The sequence below is a fragment of the Spirochaetales bacterium genome, assembly GCA_016930085.1.
Taxonomy (GTDB): Bacteria; Spirochaetota; Spirochaetia; order SZUA-6; family JAFGRV01; genus JAFGHO01.
The window spans coordinates 14063-31825 of the sequence record JAFGHO010000048.1 but is presented as its reverse complement, the minus strand read 5'-3'; the positions used below and the strand labels follow the sequence as shown (position 1 = coordinate 31825).

General features: G+C 50.0%; 17 protein-coding genes and 1 tRNA gene. 13 read left to right on the top strand and 5 right to left on the bottom strand.

The window, feature by feature from the left end; translation table 11 throughout:
* Nucleotides 1–240 precede the first annotated feature (240 nt).
* Nucleotides 241–1299 carry a ketol-acid reductoisomerase gene (gene ilvC, locus JW881_07905; GenBank protein MBN1697422.1) on the bottom strand — a complete coding sequence of 353 codons (1059 nt, stop codon included), beginning with the start codon at nt 1297–1299 and terminating at the stop codon, nt 241–243.
* A gap of 248 nt (nt 1300–1547) precedes the next feature.
* Between ilvC and JW881_07900 the strand changes: the two genes are divergently transcribed.
* The 5 genes from JW881_07900 to JW881_07880 all read left to right on the top strand — a co-directional run bounded on the left by JW881_07900 (nt 1548) and on the right by JW881_07880 (nt 7808).
* A complete protein-coding gene (locus JW881_07900; GenBank protein MBN1697421.1) occupies nt 1548–2501 on the top strand; it encodes a TRAP transporter TatT component family protein in 954 nt (317 codons plus the stop codon).
* A 2-nt stretch (nt 2502–2503) separates the two neighbouring features.
* Nucleotides 2504–3496, top strand: coding sequence for a TRAP transporter substrate-binding protein DctP (gene dctP / locus JW881_07895; GenBank protein MBN1697420.1), 993 nt, complete (start codon nt 2504–2506; stop codon nt 3494–3496).
* Nucleotides 3474–5837, top strand: a complete 2364-nt coding sequence (locus JW881_07890) for a TRAP transporter large permease subunit (GenBank protein MBN1697419.1) — start codon at nt 3474–3476, stop codon at nt 5835–5837. The genes dctP and JW881_07890 overlap by 23 nt, the downstream gene beginning before the upstream one ends.
* Before the next feature lie 17 nt (nt 5838–5854).
* Nucleotides 5855–7594, top strand: a complete 1740-nt coding sequence (locus tag JW881_07885) for a glycoside hydrolase family 3 protein (GenBank protein MBN1697418.1) — start codon at nt 5855–5857, stop codon at nt 7592–7594.
* A gap of 140 nt (nt 7595–7734) precedes the next feature.
* Nucleotides 7735–7808: transfer RNA gene (locus JW881_07880), tRNA-Pro, on the top strand.
* A 53-nt stretch (nt 7809–7861) separates the two neighbouring features.
* On the opposite strand, the gene pdxT is transcribed toward JW881_07880, so the two are convergent.
* Nucleotides 7862–8437: a pyridoxal 5'-phosphate synthase glutaminase subunit PdxT gene (gene pdxT, locus JW881_07875; protein ID MBN1697417.1), complete on the bottom strand. Its 576-nt coding sequence runs from the start codon at nt 8435–8437 to the stop codon at nt 7862–7864.
* A 30-nt stretch (nt 8438–8467) separates the two neighbouring features.
* Nucleotides 8468–9373, bottom strand: coding sequence for a pyridoxal 5'-phosphate synthase lyase subunit PdxS (pdxS, locus tag JW881_07870; protein ID MBN1697416.1), 906 nt, complete (start codon nt 9371–9373; stop codon nt 8468–8470).
* 185 nt (nt 9374–9558) lie between these two features.
* Between pdxS and JW881_07865 the strand changes: the two genes are divergently transcribed.
* Genes JW881_07865 through JW881_07850 form a run of 4 tightly spaced genes read left to right on the top strand, consistent with a single transcriptional unit; the run spans nt 9559 to nt 12054 of the window.
* A complete protein-coding gene (locus tag JW881_07865; protein ID MBN1697415.1) occupies nt 9559–9975 on the top strand; it encodes a hypothetical protein in 417 nt (138 codons plus the stop codon).
* A gap of 35 nt (nt 9976–10010) precedes the next feature.
* Entirely contained in the window at nt 10011–10706 is a 696-nt protein-coding gene (locus JW881_07860; protein ID MBN1697414.1) for a YggS family pyridoxal phosphate-dependent enzyme, read from the top strand.
* 5 nt (nt 10707–10711) lie between these two features.
* Nucleotides 10712–11134 carry a hypothetical protein gene (locus JW881_07855; GenBank protein ID MBN1697413.1) on the top strand — a complete coding sequence of 141 codons (423 nt, stop codon included), beginning with the start codon at nt 10712–10714 and terminating at the stop codon, nt 11132–11134.
* Nucleotides 11131–12054 carry an RluA family pseudouridine synthase gene (locus JW881_07850; GenBank protein MBN1697412.1) on the top strand — a complete coding sequence of 308 codons (924 nt, stop codon included), beginning with the start codon at nt 11131–11133 and terminating at the stop codon, nt 12052–12054. The genes JW881_07855 and JW881_07850 overlap by 4 nt, the downstream gene beginning before the upstream one ends.
* A gap of 13 nt (nt 12055–12067) precedes the next feature.
* Here JW881_07850 and JW881_07845 read toward each other — a convergent pair whose 3' ends face one another.
* Both JW881_07845 and JW881_07840 read right to left on the bottom strand, forming a co-directional pair.
* Nucleotides 12068–12637 (bottom strand): MBL fold metallo-hydrolase, encoded by a 570-nt coding sequence (locus tag JW881_07845; protein ID MBN1697411.1) that lies wholly within the window; start codon nt 12635–12637, stop codon nt 12068–12070.
* Between the two features lie 59 nt (nt 12638–12696).
* The gene (locus JW881_07840; protein MBN1697410.1) at nt 12697–13296 is read right to left on the bottom strand and encodes a pentapeptide repeat-containing protein; all 600 of its coding nucleotides are present in this window, start codon (nt 13294–13296) and stop codon (nt 12697–12699) included.
* Nucleotides 13297–13374: 78 nt separating this feature from the next.
* On the opposite strand from JW881_07840, the gene JW881_07835 reads away from it, so the two are divergent.
* The 4 genes from JW881_07835 to JW881_07820 are packed head-to-tail and all read left to right on the top strand — an operon-like array spanning nt 13375 to nt 17758.
* Entirely contained in the window at nt 13375–13668 is a 294-nt protein-coding gene (locus JW881_07835) for a hypothetical protein (GenBank protein MBN1697409.1), read from the top strand.
* Nucleotides 13658–14479: a glutamate racemase gene (gene murI / locus JW881_07830; protein MBN1697408.1), complete on the top strand. Its 822-nt coding sequence runs from the start codon at nt 13658–13660 to the stop codon at nt 14477–14479. The genes JW881_07835 and murI overlap by 11 nt, the downstream gene beginning before the upstream one ends.
* Nucleotides 14480–14484: 5 nt before the next feature.
* Nucleotides 14485–15417: a ribosome small subunit-dependent GTPase A gene (gene rsgA / locus JW881_07825; protein ID MBN1697407.1), complete on the top strand. Its 933-nt coding sequence runs from the start codon at nt 14485–14487 to the stop codon at nt 15415–15417.
* On the top strand, nt 15410–17758 hold the full coding sequence (locus JW881_07820; protein MBN1697406.1) for an endonuclease MutS2: 2349 nt from the start codon (nt 15410–15412) through the stop codon (nt 17756–17758). Before rsgA ends, JW881_07820 begins: the two co-directional genes overlap by 8 nt.
* Nucleotides 17759–17763: the final 5 nt, after the last annotated feature.

Here is a 17763-nt window from a genome sequence, read left to right as displayed (position 1 = left end):
AATAGTCGGTGTCCGGGAGTAAAAACTTGAAAATGAAGCCTTGATCCGGTTCGAAAATCGTTCAGCAATGCGGGATTAACCGGGAGAGAGACGCGCCGCTGTTCTATCGAACGGTTCGTTTTTCATCGCCCTTTCCCGCTGATCGGGATTCTCTCGATTCTGGTGATTTCCATATGAGGTTTTAACGTTTTTCAAGCGCAAAGGTCGATGTCGCGGGTGCTTTTAACGGTACCCTTCGCTTTACTGTTTTTTCCAGTTCTCGGGTCTGAGCGATCGTACCGCGGCCCCCGCCTGCCACATCTCGGATTCCCTCATCTGACGTAATTCTTCCCCCAGTTTTTCCTGATAATCCGGTGCGCTGTTGGCCTTGAGCACGACTTTCGTTTCTTCACCGTCGATGACCCGCTTGTAGAGTTTCTTGAAAACGGGCATGACCGCTTTACGGAACTCGTGTCGCCAGTCCAGCGCCCCCCGCTGCGCGGTCGCCGAGCAGTTCGCGTACATCCAGTCCATTCCGTTCCGACCCACAAGTCGGATGAGACTCTGCGTGAGTTCCTCGACGGTCTCGTTGAATGACTCGCTCGGCGAATGGCCGTGTTCGCGCAGGACCTTGTACTGGGCTTCCATGATCCCCGCGAGCGCTCCCATGAGGACGCCCCGTTCTCCGGTGAGGTCGCTGTAGACTTCGTGTTCGAAGGTCGTTTCAAAGAGGTAACCGGACCCGATCCCGATACCGACCGCGAGCGTCCGTTCCAATGCACGACCCGTATAATCCTGATGCACCGCGTAACTCGAGTTAATTCCGCTTCCGTCAAGGAAATTTTCCCGAACACTCCTGCCCGAACCCTTCGGGGCGACGAGAATCACATCGACGTTTTCAGGCGGGACCACATTGGTAAGCTTTCTGTAGACTATCGAAAATCCGTGTGAAAAATAAAGTGCATCACCTTCCTTGAGACAGGGTTTGATCCTGGGCCAGAGTGCCATCTGCCCTGCGTCGGAAATAAGATACTGGATAATCGTCCCCTTTTCCGCCGCCTCTTCGATCGAAAAGAGTGTTTTTCCCGGTTCCCAGCCGTCGTTTAATGCGCGTTCCCAATCCTTTTTAAACTCTTTTGCCTGGCCTACGATCACGTTGATATTGTTATCTTTCATATTCAGCGCCTGTGCAGGCCCCTGAACTCCATAACCGAGGATTGCTACTGTTTCCTTTTTCAATAACTCCTGTGCTTTTGCGAGAGGAAACTCGTCGCGGGTCACGACAGTTTCGGTAACTCCGCCGAAATTCATTTTTGCCATACGTTTTCTCCTTTTATATAACGATGTGTCAATACCGATTTTGTATCCCCCACTATAGATATGATACCGCCATGAGTCAAGGTCTTTGGCTAAAAAATAATGGTGTTGAAAATAACGACATACTGTGTTATCAAGATAATAAGGGTGCATGCATTTCGCGAAACCGGCAAAAAATATGGAATTGACTCCTTAAAAATGATGGACAATAATAGTATTGTATTGTTATGATAGCCCGTATGGATATCCTTATGGGAGGTAATATGATAAAAATAGCAAAAATATCCGTATGTTTGTCGCTGCTTGTTTTATGTTTCAGTTGTTCGATCAATAGACTGGCTGTTTCTGTGGTCGCCGATATGCTTTCCGGTGAGGAGAGTACTGTCTTTACCGGGGACAACGATCCGCAGCTTATCGGAGACGCCCTCCCGTTTGCCCTCAAACTTTACGAATCACTTCTGGAAGCGGATCCCGACAATACGGAGCTTCTCCTGTCAACGGGCAAGGCCTTCTGTCTCTATGCGTTTGCCTATGTCGTTTCCCCTGCGGAAATGCTCCCGGATGATGAGTATGAAAAAAAGGAAGCTGCACTTCTCCGTGCGAAGAAGCTCTATCTCCGTGGCAGACATCATCTTATGCATGCGCTTTCCATTCTGAACAAGGATTTTTATGCCGCTTTTTCAGAAGATAATCATGAAAAAGCCCTCTCTTGTATCAAGGGGAAACACCTCCCCTGGCTTTACTGGGCCGGGGCCGCGTGGCTTGGGGCCGTGACCACGGATCCGTTCGATGTCGAGTTGATGATCGACTACCCTGTTGCGGTCGGTTTTATCCTGAAAGTGGTTGAAATGGATGAATCATACGACAATGGGTCTCCCCACGAATTACTCATTTCCTATTACGGCGGCATTCCCGCCGAAATGGGCGGGAGTGAGGAAAAGGCACGGTTTCATTACGAGCAGGCCCTTCGATATTCGGAAGGTCTGAAAGCGGGGCCCCACCTCGCCCTTGCCACATCGGTCTGTGTGACGAGGCAGTATCCCCGGGAGTTTCGGGAATTGCTGAACAAGGTCCTGAGTATCGATGTAAGCGAAGAGACGGAAAACCGTCTGCTAAATATTCTGGCGCAGCAGAAGGCTGAATGGCTGCTTGAACATATTGAAGATTTTTTTATTCTTGACGATACCGGTGAAGAAGGGTTTTGATTATGAAAAGACATATATTGTTCCTTATGATACTTTTTTTTCTGATTACGGGAGAGGTGTTCGGCTTGACGATAAAAATCGGCAGCCTTGCACCTTCGGGTTCACCCTGGGATAAATGCCTGAAGCGGCTCGCGGCCGAGTGGAAAAGTATTTCCGGAGGTAAGGTCCAGGTAAAAATTTATCCGGGAGGAATCGTGGGAGATGAGACCGTCATGCTCAGGAAAATTCGGCTCAGACAGCTGCACGCGGCAGCCATTACATCGGTCGGTCTGAACACGATCGCCAAAGGCGTTTTGGCGCTTTCGGTTCCCATGCTCATTCGCAATGACGCGGAACTCGAATATGTCCTCGAAAGGATGATCCCCCATTTCGAGGAGGAACTCACAAAGAAGCAGTTCATTCCGATTATCTGGACGTTTGCCGGCTGGGGGCATTTTTTTTCCAAAAAACCGGTTGTCCGGCCCTCGGATCTCAAGGAACAAAAGATGTGGGTATGGGAGGATAATACGAACGAGATCCAGATATGGAAAGAGGCGGGATTCAAGCCCGTTCCGTTACCGATGCCCGACGTCATGACATCGCTTCAAAGCGGGATGATCGAGACGGTCATGGCGACACCGCTTTCGGCTGCCGCGTACCAGTGGTTCGGGATCGCCAATCACATGTGCGGGATGAACTGGGCGCCGATGATAGCGGGGATCGTGATCGCGAAAAGCACGTGGGACAAGATCCCCGAAACATTGCGGCCGCGCCTCCTCGATGCCGCCCGTGAAGCGGGAAAAACCCTCAACGAAGAGACCCGGAGAACTGACGAGGAGGTCATGGAAATCATGAAAGCGAACGGACTCGTCGTCAATCCGGTACCGGAACAAGCTGTCAGGGAATGGAAGGCGGTGGTCGATGCCAATTTTCAACGTCTTATCGACGAGGAGTTCGGTGCGGAAGCCTATGAGATGATAAAGGTGTTACTGGATGAATACAGAAAACAGCGATAATCCGGTGAAGAAGTCGATTTTCCGCCTCATCGAGAACTACGCGGCGATCGCCGTTCTCCTTGTCATCGTTCTCATTCTTTTTATCGAGATCATTCTGCGCAGGTTCAGCGCTGGGATTCCGGCGGCATCCGAATATATTCAGCATTTTGTCCTCTGGACTGCTTTTCTCGGGGCGATGATTACGACCAGGGAAGGAAAACATCTTTCACTGGGAATCGGTATAAAAATGGTCGCAGAACCTTTCCGTTCGTGGATCAAGATCGGAACGGGTATCGTATCGACGGCAATCTGTACGGTCCTCACGGTTGCTTCCATTCGATTCCTCCGCGCGGGGTTTGATATCGGCAAAACTGTCGGTATTTTTCCCGTTCATTTGTTTCTGGCAATTATGCCGTTAGGGTTTTTCATTATCACGATCCGGTTTATTCGCCAGGCGGGCAAAAACCTCAAGGAAACCCTCATTGTCGCGAGCGGTGTCCTTATCGGATTATTCCTCTCACTCCACATTATATTCTACGAAATACAGGAAATATCCCTGTTGATAAACCCGGAGGATTATACCATGTATGAAAACATGGAAGGGTTTATCGAGGGGTTCAACTCCTTTTTCGATCCTTTTATGTCGGTCTTTATCTGGCCGGCTTCGATCATTCTCATTGCAGCGGGAATTTTCGGTGCACCGATTTTTATCGTTCTGGGCGGGCTGGCCGTTCTTTTGTTTTCCGGCGCGGGACTGCCTTTGAGCGATATCCCCCATGAAGTCTACGAAGTTCTTTCCGGCTATGAGATCCCAGCGATTCCCCTCTTTACCCTTGCCGGTTTTCTCCTTGCCGAAAGCAAGGCAAGCGAACGGCTTGTCAGGCTGTTCCGGACACTGCTCGGGTGGCTTCCGGGCGGACTCGCGATCGTCACCGTGATCGTGTGCGCGTTTTTTACCACGTTTACCGGAGCGTCGGGGGTGACGATTCTGGCACTCGGGGCGCTTCTTTCCATCGCCCTTATCAAACGGAATTACCGGGAAGACTTCAGCTACGGACTGCTATCGGGCGCCGGGAGCGTAGGCCTCCTTTTTCCCCCGAGTCTTCCCGTGATCATGTATGGTGTGGCCGCGACGATCAGTATCAAGGATCTTTTTATCGGCGGCGTCGTTCCCGGCGCGCTGTTGGTGATCACCCTCTCCTGTATGGGGATCTGGCATGCGGTGAAAAAAAGAATCGAACGAATTCCCTTCAAGGCGAAAGACACCCTGATTCCCCTTCGGAACTCACTCCCGGAAATCGCGCTTCCCTTTATCGTTTCGATTAGTTTTTTCAGCGGCTTTACCACCCTGGTGGGAACCAGCGCGATTACCGTCCTTTATATCCTTCTGATTGAAGTTTTCCTTTATAAAGATATCAGAATCAGGGAGCTTCCGAATGTATTTCTGAAGGCGATTCCCATCATCGGGGGAATCATCATTATCATGGCGGTTGCCAAGGGGCTGTCCTATTATATCATCGACCAGGAGATTCCCCAGAAACTTGTCGAATGGTGCGGGACATATATTCAGTCACCTATCGTTTTCCTTCTGCTTCTCAACATCGGTCTTCTCATTACCGGCTGTTTTCTGGACATCTATGCCGCTATTTTTGTCGTCGTTCCCCTTATCGTTCCTTTGGGTGTCGCCTACAACATCCATCCGGTGCACCTCGGCATCATCTTTCTCGCAAACCTCCAGCTCGGTTATCTCACCCCGCCGGTCGGACTCAATCTCTTTTACGCCTCGTACTGTTTCGGACAACCCCTGACGAAAATTTACAAACAGGTATTGCCTTTTTTTGTCGCAATGCTGATTGCCGTTCTCTTTATTACCTATGTCCCACCGGTGACGACAATGTTTCTCAAACCCGTCAACAACCCGGGCGATGTCTGGCTGGTCGAAGTGGAGGGGGGGGCCGGTGGAGAGGAATCCGCGGATAGCGGAAACCTGATTACCGATCTGCGTATGGACACAGGAACGCAGAAGCTTACATCGTACGAACTCGAGATTGTCTATGATCCTGAGATGGTCGAACCGGATGGTGAAACGGGAAATAATGGGGTGATTCCGGGGATAAACGGATTCGTCACCTCAGCCGGCGTCCGGACCGGCGGCGTACTCGTTATAAAGGGGATCGATATGTTCGGGAAAAATCCCGGACGGGATAATCATGTCTGTACCATCACCTGGATTGTCAAAAAAAGCGGCAAAACCTCATTCGATATACGCCTCATATCCCTGATCGACGATGAGGACAATGTGATCGGAAAACCTCGGGGATTATCCTGGAAAACAAAGGTGGTGCGGAGCGGCGGTACGTAGGGTGAAGGTACGGCAACATGAATGCACCTGAAGAGAGGGCACATAAGTTGATGGTACGCGGGGTGACGGCATATGGAATACCGATGGCCGTACGTATGCTGTATTTGTTTTTTCTTGCAGTATGTTCAACCGGCGCGGCCGCTGTACCCTCATTCCCGGACAATCTACCCGCCGGGCAACTTGCGACGGGAATCATCGATCACATGTCGGATGAAGAATTGCTCGGTCAGGTCTTTTTCCTCGGTTATATCGGAAAACGCCCCTCGGACGACATCAAACAATGGATCACTCACCGTAATCTCGGCGGTCTCAAGATTTTCAGTCGGAATTTAGACGATCTGACCTCGCTTTCAAAAGATATTTACGATCTCCAGCTGCTCGCGACCGGTCGTCGGTTCGGAATTCCCCTCTTTGTTTCAACAGACCAGGAAGGAGGGTGGGTGCGTCATATTTTTGGCGAGGTGATTACCGTTCCGGGCAATCTCGCTCTGGGCGCAAGCCCCCTGCCGGCGGATTCATTTGAGACCGGTTATTATATCGGGATAGAGCTTGCGCTTTTGGGCATCAATATGAATTTCGCCCCGACAGTGGATGTGTATTCGAATCCGGACAATACCGCCATCGGTCCGCGTTCGTTTTCTTCGGATCCGGTAACAGCGGGTCTCGATGCACTCGCCTATTACCGCGGTATGAAAAAGGCGGGAATCATCTGTACGGCAAAACATTTTCCGGGACATGGCGCGGCTTTGGAGGATTCCCACGGGTGCCTTCCGGAGATAAATATCAGCGAGAAACAGCTGTGGGAACGTGAACTCGTCCCCTATCGGTTTCTGATTCGTGAAGGGATACCCGCAATTATGACCGGTCATATCGCTTATCCTGAAATTACCGGGAAACACATTCCGGCCACCACTTCACGTTTTTTGCTTAAGACTCTGCTGCGCGAACGCCTTGGGTTTACCGGTATTGTAGTGACCGACGACCTCGAAATGTACGGTGCACGAAGGGGGGGCGAGAATATTCCCGATGCGGCCAAAAACGCGTTCCTTGCCGGGTGTGATATGATCCTCATCTCTCATACCCCGAAGGTTCAGGAGCGTGTATGGAACTCCTTATTGCATTTTGTTAAAAATGACGGATCGTTCAAAGCGAGAATTAAGGAAGCCGTCCGGAGAGTATTGGCATGTAAAACGGCCGCGTTCAAGGGCGATCATCCTTTTCCCGTTTTTCCGGATTATGAACACGCGGTTGAGAAAATCATCAGGATTCAGGAAACCGAATCGAAAGAGGCTGTTTTTCAGCATGTGTGCAGGAGTGTTACCATCATAAGAGACGCGAAGGTTCCCTATAAACCCCGGAAAAACGAAAAGATAGTTCTTGTCAGCCAGTACAGCGATTTTATCAAAGCAGGACGCAGACGTTTTCCGGAAGCAGCGGCATACGAATACTCATATTATCCCTCAGTCACGCCGAAACGGAATGATTGTGTTTCCATCGGGAAACTTGTCCGAAGCAGCGATACCGTCATCTTTCATCTCGTCAACCCGAGTAGTCTGGAAATACTCAAATCATTACGACAATTCGGAAAATCCGTCATCGTCGTTTCGTCGCTTACCCCGGTGTATCTCCGGGAAGCGCCATGGGTCGAAACGGCGATCGCCGTCTATGGGACGGGAGAGGATTCATTCAAGGCCGGGTTCGCCGTCCTTGCCGGCGACTATACACCCGAAGGCAGACTGCCGGTCGAACTTAAGTGACAGGAGAAAAGTCCGGGGCAAACGTCTGCCGGGCATAACGGTATGGGGAGATGATTGTCTTGTTTGAGAACTTTTGAGAAACATTTCCACGATCAACTTGACATAAAACATGCTCACCTTATATAATGCACGGGAATCTTCGGGCTGTGGCGCAGCTGGTTAGCGTACGCGTCTGGGGGGCGTGTGGTCGGCGGTTCGAGTCCGCCCAGCCCGAGTACTTCGCTTGAAGCCCGGCATGACAATAAACCGGGCTTTTTTAATATCCTGTTATTTTTTGGTCATCGCGCAGAAATACTCATGTATCCGTATATCGTCTGTCAGTTCGGGATGAAATGTCGCGGCGAGCATATTCGCCTGCTTGAGAAGTACCGGAGTGTTTTCGAAAACGCCCAATACTTCAACTTTTTTTCCGGACCGTACAATAACCGGAGCCCGGATAAAAACCGCTCGAAGCGTGACACCCGGGGAAAAGGTGAGGGTGATATCCGTTTCGAAACTTTCGATCTGCGGCCCGTAGGCATTTCGGGAAACGGTGATATCCATGGTCCCGATGTGTGGCTGGTCGCATTTGTTCCCTTTACTGATAATTGTATCGGCAAGGAGAATCGTTCCCGCGCACGTGCCGAATACGGGGAGTCCTTCCGTTATTCTTTTACGCAACGGCTCGAGAAGCGAGAACCGAACCAGGAGTTTGCCGATTGTCGTGCTTTCACCGCCCGGAATAATGAGGCCCGAAATTCGATCGAGGTCACTGCTATTTCTGACCTCTGTGGTCCGTGCCCCGGCTTTTTCTATGCTTGTCGCATGTTTCGCCACATCCCCCTGAAGGGCAAGAATACCGATCGTTTTCAATTGATACCGTCTCGACCTGTGTTACCAGCCGCGTAAAGCAAGCCGTTGCTTTTCATCGAGTTGTTTCAGATCGATGCCGGGCATCGGCTCTCCAAGGCCTTCCGATATTTCGGCAAGCGCTTCCGGATTATTGTAGTGGGTGGCCGCGCTGACGATCGCCTTTGCACGTACGGCAGGGTCGGCCGATTTGAAGATACCCGAACCGACAAAGACCGCTTCGGCGCCAAGCTGCATCATCAATGCGGCATCGGCAGGTGTCGCGATACCGCCCGCGGAAAAATTGGGCACCGGGAGTTTGCCCATTTTCGCCACCTCGACGACAAGCTCGTAGGGGGCGCCGAGATTTTTCGCTTCCGTCATGAGTTCCTCAAATGCAAGGCTCTGAAGGCGTCGAATACCGTCCATGACCGCGCGCATGTGCCGTACCGCTTCGACGACATTACCGGATCCCGCTTCACCTTTTGTTCTTATCATTGCCGCACCTTCGCCGATCCTGCGAAGGGCCTCTCCCAGGTCGCGGCACCCGCAGACAAAAGGAACCTTAAAGTCGTGTTTGTTGACATGATACATCTCATCCGCAGGCGTCAATACTTCACTCTCGTCGATAAAATCAACGCCGAGCGCCTGGAGAATCTGGGCTTCCGCAAAATGACCGATTCTGCACTTGGCCATCACCGGAATGGAAACACATTCCTGTATTTCTTTTATTTTTAAAGGATCCGCCATCCTTGCAACGCCGCCCTGAACACGTATATCCGCTGGAACCCGTTCCAATGCCATCACTGCGACGGCACCCGCTTCTTCTGCTATCCTGGCCTGTTCGGCAGAGGTGACATCCATAATAACCCCGCCCTTGAGCATTTCGGCAAGCCCCACTTTGTTTCTGAATGTCGATTTTTGTCTTTCACTCCATGATGCTTCACTCATAGAGCATCACCGCCTTTCTTTAAAAATGAATGAAATATAATAAACTCTTTTTACGGTTCTACACTAAATCAGAAACGGCGAAAAGTCAATAGACGAAAGGATATCGGGCTTCAACACGATGAATAGACTTGACTATATAGAGAAAAGGTTTATAATCCTAGGAAAATTTATATCAGGATGACTATATGGGTGAACCGGTACTTGTCGCATTACTGTTTGCGGACAGAGTTATTGAAGAGATAAATCACAAAAAAGGGATCATCGGGACATTCAGCCGATTTTATTCGGAGCGGTTCCCTGTGGCGTTTCCTCCGTGGTTTGTCTATGCCGCGGTAACAAACCTCGATGGTGAGAATGATTTTTCTCTCAACCTTTTTTACGAAGAAAAGCAACAGGTCATATTTGCCCGGAACGGAAAATTCAAGGTTGAAAATTCAGGGAGTGTCGTGGAACTCATTTTCCCGATTATCGGCGCTGTTTTCCCGCAGGAAGGGGTCTATTCGCTTACCTTCAATGTCGACGGCACCCCCGTCGGTGCACGGATACTGGAAGTCTTCAAACCGCCGGAAAGACGGCCTCCGGAGTCACAACCGCCGGGGTAACGCCTGAAAGCGACTAAATACGTATCATGCATGTAATGACGAACGAACAGTTTAAGACCAACCTGGAACGGATTGAGGAAAGGATCGCCGCCGGCTGTCGGCGTACCGGAAGAAATCGGGATGACATCCGGCTTATGGCCGTCACCAAGTCTTTTCCGGTATCGGATGTGGAAATCGCGCTTTCATGCGGGGTCAAGCTGTTCGGTGAAAACAGGGTTCAGGAGGCGGCATTCAAATATCGGGGGCTTTTACAACGATGCGAACTTCATCTTGTCGGTCATCTCCAGAGGAACAAGGCCCAAAAAGCGGCAGAGTTTTTTTCCTGCATCCAGTCAATCGATAAACACGAGACGGCGGAAGTGCTAAACGGCCATCTGAAGAAACTCGGTACGAAGATCGATATCCTTATTGAAGTAAATACTTCAGAGGAAAAAACAAAATTCGGTGTCACAAAGACGGACGATTATTTCCGGCTTGTCGACCGTGTGCTCGCACTCGAATATCTCGATCTTCGCGGGCTTATGACCGTCGGTCCAATGACATCGGAGGAAAAGAAAATACGCACCGCTTTTTCATCGCTAAAAAGCCTGCAGGAAAAAACCCTTGGCAGGTATCCCGATCTCGACATGCGCGTTCTTTCGATGGGAATGTCTTCAGATTATGAGATCGCGGTGGAAGAAGGGGCGACACTCCTTAGAATCGGGACTGCACTTTTCGGAGAAAGGCGGTGAGGATCATGAAAAAGAAGCGGATCATATGTCTTGCTGTTTTGTTGTTATCTGTCGTCGTGTGTTATTCCCAGGAATCACAGGGGGCAGGGGAAAATAAGGCTGAAACCTACGCTCCATATCTTGACGAGGAGTTCCCGCAGTGGTTAAAGGATGTCCGCCGCGCGGAGATTATATTAATCGGTTCCATCCCCTTCACAATGTTTCTGGCGATCGAGGCCTATGATTTCTACCGGTTTTTTTCAAGCGATATGAATCCGGTCAATTACCCCTGGCCTCTTCGCTCTCCGCTGGAAGCGGATTATACAATAGAAGAAAAAGCGATTATTGTCGTTACCGCACTCTCGATATCTCTCTGTATCGCGGTGATCGATTATCTGATCGTTTGTTCGCAGCGGGAAAGCAAGCGGAAAAAAGCACATCCAAAATGAATCATATCCGCCATATAATAGAAGATCCGGCGGCATCGGGCATGAGAATCGACCGCTATATTTCCGTAAAATTGAACCTCTTTTCGCGGAGTCAGGGTAAATCAAGGATAACGAGTGTCCTCCTTAACGGCAAGGAGGCAAAACCGGGAAAAAAAGTAACGGCCGGTGACGTACTCGAACTCTACTATAGCGATCCGGAACCTCCGGAACTTGTCCCCGAAGCGATACCGCTTTCGATCGTCTATGAAGATGAAAACGTGATCGTCGTCGATAAACCTCAGGGCATGGTCGTGCATCCGGGTTGCGGCAATCCGAACCACACCCTGGTCAATGCCCTCCTTTTTCACTGCCGGGCGATGGCCGGGGCTTTTTACCTCGATAACCTGAGGCCGGGGATCGTTCACCGGCTTGACAAGGATACTTCGGGGCTTATCATCGTCGCAAAGAATCCCTCCTCCCACGAGTTTCTCGCGCGGCAGTTTCGCGAATCGAGGGTAAAAAAATACTACTATGCGATTTCATCCGGCCAACCGCCGGAACAACGCGGTGTGATCGAGACCCATATCGTAAGGGATAGCCTCAACAGGAAGTGTTTCAAGGTATCGGAATCATCCGGAAAGCGCGCCGTCACCAGGTACAGGCTTCATAAAACATCAGGTCATTACAGTGTCATCCTCCTGCATCCCCGGACGGGGAGAACACATCAGCTTCGTGTGCATTTGAAACATATCGCCTCTCCGATTCTCGGGGATCCGCTTTACGGCAGGCGCGACAGGCGTTTCCCGGATGCCACTCTCATGCTGCATGCCTATAAACTCGTTATCCGTTTGCCGGCCGGGAAAGGAAGCCGTGAGTTTATATCGCCGCTTCCGGAGCGTTTTAAGGACATCCTTGAAAAACTGGGATTATTAAAGGCGTGAGGTTAAGTTATCTTTAGATCGTTTCAGCGAAATCGGGATTGTATTTTTTCTCGATACTCAGTTTTGTCGGGGGTCCGTGTCCCGGAAAGATGAAGTAATCGTCTTCGAGGCAGAGGATTTTTTCTTTAATCGATGAAAGAATGAGTCCGCGCGCGAATCCGTCCGATACCGGGCCGATTGATCCGGCGAGAAGCGTGTCGCCGGTAAAGAGGAACTTGTCGAATTTATAGGTGACGGAATCCCCTGAGTGTCCCGGTGTTTCAAGTACTTCAAAGACGAATTTGCCGCATTTGATTTTCGTAAAATCTCTCACTTTGATCGTTTTATAATCGAGAATCGAATGCCGGTAGCTGAACAGTTTCGCGTTGTAAATTTTAAAGATCGTCTTGATCCCGTGGATGTGGGCTTCATGTGCGTGGGTGATGAGGATATATCTGATATAGAGTTTGTTGCCCTCGATGATCGAAAGCATATCGGTATCGAATAATCCGGGATCGATGATGACCGCCTCACCCCCGTCTTCAGGACCGATCACATACGAGTTTGAAAGGGTTGTCGCATAAAAGTGACTATGAAATATCATATGTTACCGTATTTTTCCTTTTCGTCACCGAATGGTTATGGAACCGCTTTCCGGGACAATCATTTTTGCTGTACCGCCCCGTCAAAATATGCTTCCTCTATGTTCGAATATTTGAAGTTCGTGTTTTTCAGCGTGGATTTCTTGAAGAAGGTTCGTTTGAGATTGCAGTCTTCGAGATCTACCTGATTGAGACATGCCATGGTAAACCGCGATGAATAGAGATCCGAATCATTGAAGCAGATATTTTTTCCGTTTATACCGATAAAATTACATCGCAGGACTTCACTGTTTCTGAAATTGCAATCCGTTATTTCCGATCCCGCGAAAACGCTGTCCATAATATCCGCTTCCCCGAAATCGCAATTGCTGAAAAAAGCGTAGTCAAAAAAAACGATGCGAATCATCGAACGGGTGAAATTGACATTGGTAAACCGCGCGCCGCTGAAATTACAGAAGAACAATTCCTTTGACGAAAGATCGATATCATTCAAGACGACACCTGAAAGTTCGAGGTTTTTTATAATCTTGTTCTCAAGAAGGTATTGTCTCAACCCCTCGTAATACGCTTCAGGGTTTTCGAGATGTTTTTGGCATGTGTCGGCGTTAAAAACAGTCTTCTCTGAACAGTTTTCCTTGCTACAGATCGCTGCCGGATACATGTGTCTATTGTAACTTTTTTTTCAATAATTAACAAGCAAGTTATTGAATGATTTACTTTTTATTTATATTATTTTCACATGTACCGGTGCTATTACTGTAAAAGTATCTTTGAAGAAGATATTGAAGTATTTCGCTCGACAACATGTTCCGGTTGCGGAAGGGATGTCAAGGTATGCATGAACTGCAGGTTTTACAGTCCGGGTGCATATTGGGATTGCAGGGAAACAATCGACGAGCAGGTTATTGAAAAAGATAAAGCGAATTTCTGTGCATATTTTGAATTAAAAGAGGTGGAGGGCACGGGGGAGGGAAAAACGCAACAGGATAAGGCAAAGGATCAGTTCAAGAAGCTGTTTGGAAATGGCGAATAAGCAAAAACCGATTCTGATATTTGATTCCGGAGTGGGCGGGCTTCCATATCTGGAACGTGCGCGCATGAAACTTCCGAATGAACGCTTTGCCTATCTGGCGGATACACGCCATTTCCCTTACGGGGAAAAATCCGAAGATCAAATAAAGAAAGCGGTTATCGATGCCGTTGCCGCAGCTATCGCACTGATCGACCCGAAGTGCGCGGTCGTCGCCTGCAATACCGCTTCGGTTGTCGCACTCGGGGAACTCCGTAAGCGCTTTTCCATACCGTTTATCGGTGTCGTTCCCGCCGTCAAGCCGGCAGCTTTTACTTCGCAAAAGAGGACGATCGGGGTATTGGCCACGCAGCAGACAGTCAATAACCCGTACCTGCATAATCTGATAAAAGAATTCGCTTCAGGGTGTGATGTGGCTATTGTTCCGGCCGGTCGCGTCACGGAACTTGTCGAATACGAGTTTTTCACTGCAGCGGAAGATGAAAAGCTGGATGTTTTGCAGGCCGTCGTGAAAGATATACTGAAGCGGGGGATCGATTCCGTTGTCCTCGCCTGTACGCATTTTCTTTTACTGGAAAAAGAGTTTAAAAGTGTTCTCGGCGACAGGGTGACCCTCATCGATTCCCGTGAAGGGGTGGCAAATCAGCTCGTCAGGGTTCTCGATGCTTCCGGCCTTCGGTCGGAAAAGAGGGACGGGGAAGACGCCTTTTATCATACGGGCGGGCCGGATAAAGACGAGGCGGGGGAGCAGTACTTCCTCTTTGCGAAAGCATACGAGCTTGTCTTTGCCGGTGCTTTACGAATGGATTATTGATTAATATGGAATACCTGAATGGGACGGTCCTTTACGGCATCAACAATATCTATACGGTCCTTGCCGGTAACAGGGAACTCCGGTGCAGAATAAAGGGAAAAATACTGGAGGAGGAAGGCCGGTATTACAATCCGATCGCATCCGGGGACAGGGTCGTTGTCATGGAAGACCCTATTTCCGACAGTATGGGCTGGATTGTCGAACGCGGGGAGAGGGACAACGGATTCTACCGCTTTAACAGGAAGAAAAAACTACCCCAGGTGATCGCATCCAATATCGATTGTATTATGGCGGTATGCTGCGATCACAGACCGCCGTTCAGACCGCGGTTTATCGACCGCATAATCATCGCCGCACAGATCGAAGGAATCGATGTCGTCATCCTGGCGAACAAATGCGATCTCGGTTTTTCGGAAATGACAAAAGAACGGCTTGACGAATACGGCAGAATCGGGTACCGGGTCATTCACTGTTCCGCTATAACCGGAAAAGGAGTCAATGACATTACCGGAATCATGGAAGGAAAATTAACCGTCTTTATCGGCCAGTCGGGGGTGGGAAAATCATCGCTTTTAAACCGGATCGAACCGGATCTGGGACTCAAAATCGGGGCGGTCTCCTCGAAATACGACAGGGGTGTTCATACGACACGTTTTTCACTTATGATGAGGCTTTCCTCGGGTGCCCGGGTAATCGATACACCCGGAATACGGGAGTTTTTTCTTTATAACCTCAAGCCGGAGGAATTGAAATATTATTTTCCCGAGTTTAATGTACCGCAGCAACAGTGCGGCTATTCAACCTGCCTTCATATTGCCGAACCGGATTGCATGGTTAAAAAGCATGTCGAAGAAGGGAAAATTCTTGGTGACAGGTATGAAAGCTATGTGAGGATATTCGAAAGCCTGAAAGAAATGGAAGGGAATATTCATGGATAGTCATACGCTGGCCCTGCTTCAATTCGACCGTATTATTGCCGAGTTAAAAGAATACGCTGTAAGCGATGGAGGAAGAAGACTTTTAGACGGTCAGGTTATCAGTAAAGACAAACCGGTAATTGCAGAGGCCCTTAACGCACAGACGGCTTTCCGAAAAGCCCTGCAATCCGGTGAAGTATTGGGGGGAATCGATTTTCCGGATATCACCCCGCTGTTCAGACGGCTCTCAAAGGAGGGGGCTTTTTTAGAACCCGAAGAACTCGGATCGATTGGTGTTTATATTGAATCGGCCTCGAAGCTGAGGGGGGTTATCGGCAGGCTGTGTGACGATCCCCTTCTGAAGACGCTTTCGGACAATATTCCCGATCTATCCGGGGCGGCTGCATGTATCTTTGCCGTTATCGAAAGGAATGGTGAAATAAATGAGGAGAAGATCCCGGAGTTGAAGGCGATAAAACGAAAACTCTCAGGGCTTTCCTCGGAGATCGACCGGCTCATTAAAGGCTATATTGACAATCCTTCATACGCCGCGTACTGGCAGTCGGATATGCCGACGTTACGAGACGGGCGGGCGGTGCTTCCCATGAAAGCCAATTTCAAGGGAAGGATAAAAGGGGTCGTGCATGAAGTCTCGACAAGCGGGGCAACGGTCTTTCTCGAGCCGTTTGATGTTGTCGAGAAAAACAACCAGGTAAAACAGGGGGAAAACGAATTCAGAAGACATCTGATCGCGGTGTTGAAGGATCTGACGCGGCGTGTTTCCGGGGAACTGGATTCACTCCTCTCGATGGAAAAAACCGTTTCCCGCATCGATACGATCTACGCCAGATCACGCTACGCGATAATCCACCAATGCAATCCCGCCGAATTGTCGGATACAACACTCGATCTCCGTAATGCCAGGCATCCCCTCCTTGGTCCGGAAGTCGTGCCCACCACCATAACGATAAACGATACCTCCCGGGTTCTCATCATCACCGGCCCGAATACCGGGGGAAAGACCGTCACGCTCAAGACCGTCGGTCTTCTTTCCGCGATGACCCAGTTCGGTATGGAAATCCCTGCTGACGAAGGAAGCGTTCTTCCCGTTTTCGATTCGATCTATGCCGATATCGGCGACGAACAGTCGCTGGAACAATCCCTCTCGACATTTTCCGGCCACATCGTCAACCTCTCGAGGATTATCGGAGGAAGCAGCGGGGAATCGCTTGTTCTTCTCGACGAACTCGGGGCCGGAACCGATCCGGAAGAGGGGGTCGCGATCGCGATGGCGATTCTGGATCATTTTATCGAGAAGGGAAGTATGGTGATTTCGACGACCCATCACGGAATTCTCAAAAATTACGGTTATACGAGGGATTCGGTTGAAAATGCCGCCATGGAGTTCGATACCGAGACACTCACCCCGCGCTACCGCCTTATCATGGGAGTGCCGGGTGAAAGCTACGCGCTGACGATTGCCGGAAGACACGGCATCCCGTCGGAAATCATCGACCATGCCAAGCGCTACCTTTCTGATGAACGGACGGATATATCCCGCCTGATCCGAAAGCTTTCGGAAAAGCAGCGGGAATTGCTGCAGGAAGAAATGAACCAGCGGGTCAGGGAGAAAGCGCTGCTCGAAGAGAAACGCCGGGCCGATCTGAAGGAACTCAGACTCAGACAGAAGGAATATGAACTCAGAAAACACGGTATCAGGGAACTGAGGGATTTTTTCCTTAAAAGCAGAAAGGAACTCGAGAAATTCGTACTGGAATTACGGGAAGGAGAGGTGACAAAGGACAAGGTCTCGCAACTGAAAGACCGGCTACGCGGTATCGAGAAAAAGGTACGTGCGGAGGAACGATTGCTGCAAGAGCAGTTCGAGGGAATTGTCGAAAGATCGGCGATACCGGTACAGACGGGGATGACCGTTCGTATCAAAAATACCGGAAAAATCGGGAAGGTGATCCGCAAGGTAAAAGGCGGCAGATGGATTGTCGAAACTCCGACCATGAAGGTGACCCTTTCCGCCCATGAAATAGAAGCGGCCGGCGAAGAGACGGACAAAAATGAGGGGGTGGTGACGACGATGACTCACGGGTTGTCCGGCGATCCCGTTCTCCAGATGGATCTCAGGGGATATCGGCTCGAGGACGCCCTCAGGCAGATCGAAAAGCAGATCGACGGTGCGATCATCCGGGGCCTCCGGGAATTCAGCATCATACACGGGAAGGGGGACGGGATCCTCCAGCAGGGAGTACACCGGTATCTGAAAAAGTGCCCGGTGGTTTCCGATTATCATTTTTCCCGGCCGGAAGAGGGGGGATTCGGAAAGACCATCGTGATTCTCGAGGTGTGATGACG

Coding starts and splice junctions, on each gene's coding strand:
- ilvC (MBN1697422.1), bottom strand. CDS start 1,299: ATGGCAAAAATGAATTTCGGCGGAGTTACCGAAACTGTCGTGACCCGC.
- JW881_07900 (MBN1697421.1), top strand. CDS start 1,548: ATGGGAGGTAATATGATAAAAATAGCAAAAATATCCGTATGTTTGTCG.
- dctP (MBN1697420.1), top strand. CDS start 2,504: ATGAAAAGACATATATTGTTCCTTATGATACTTTTTTTTCTGATTACG.
- JW881_07890 (MBN1697419.1), top strand. CDS start 3,474: ATGAATACAGAAAACAGCGATAATCCGGTGAAGAAGTCGATTTTCCGC.
- JW881_07885 (MBN1697418.1), top strand. CDS start 5,855: ATGAATGCACCTGAAGAGAGGGCACATAAGTTGATGGTACGCGGGGTG.
- pdxS (MBN1697416.1), bottom strand. CDS start 9,373: ATGAGTGAAGCATCATGGAGTGAAAGACAAAAATCGACATTCAGAAAC.
- JW881_07865 (MBN1697415.1), top strand. CDS start 9,559: ATGGGTGAACCGGTACTTGTCGCATTACTGTTTGCGGACAGAGTTATT.
- JW881_07860 (MBN1697414.1), top strand. CDS start 10,011: ATGACGAACGAACAGTTTAAGACCAACCTGGAACGGATTGAGGAAAGG.
- JW881_07855 (MBN1697413.1), top strand. CDS start 10,712: ATGAAAAAGAAGCGGATCATATGTCTTGCTGTTTTGTTGTTATCTGTC.
- JW881_07850 (MBN1697412.1), top strand. CDS start 11,131: ATGAATCATATCCGCCATATAATAGAAGATCCGGCGGCATCGGGCATG.
- JW881_07845 (MBN1697411.1), bottom strand. CDS start 12,637: ATGATATTTCATAGTCACTTTTATGCGACAACCCTTTCAAACTCGTAT.
- JW881_07840 (MBN1697410.1), bottom strand. CDS start 13,296: ATGTATCCGGCAGCGATCTGTAGCAAGGAAAACTGTTCAGAGAAGACT.
- JW881_07835 (MBN1697409.1), top strand. CDS start 13,375: ATGTACCGGTGCTATTACTGTAAAAGTATCTTTGAAGAAGATATTGAA.
- murI (MBN1697408.1), top strand. CDS start 13,658: ATGGCGAATAAGCAAAAACCGATTCTGATATTTGATTCCGGAGTGGGC.
- rsgA (MBN1697407.1), top strand. CDS start 14,485: ATGGAATACCTGAATGGGACGGTCCTTTACGGCATCAACAATATCTAT.
- JW881_07820 (MBN1697406.1), top strand. CDS start 15,410: ATGGATAGTCATACGCTGGCCCTGCTTCAATTCGACCGTATTATTGCC.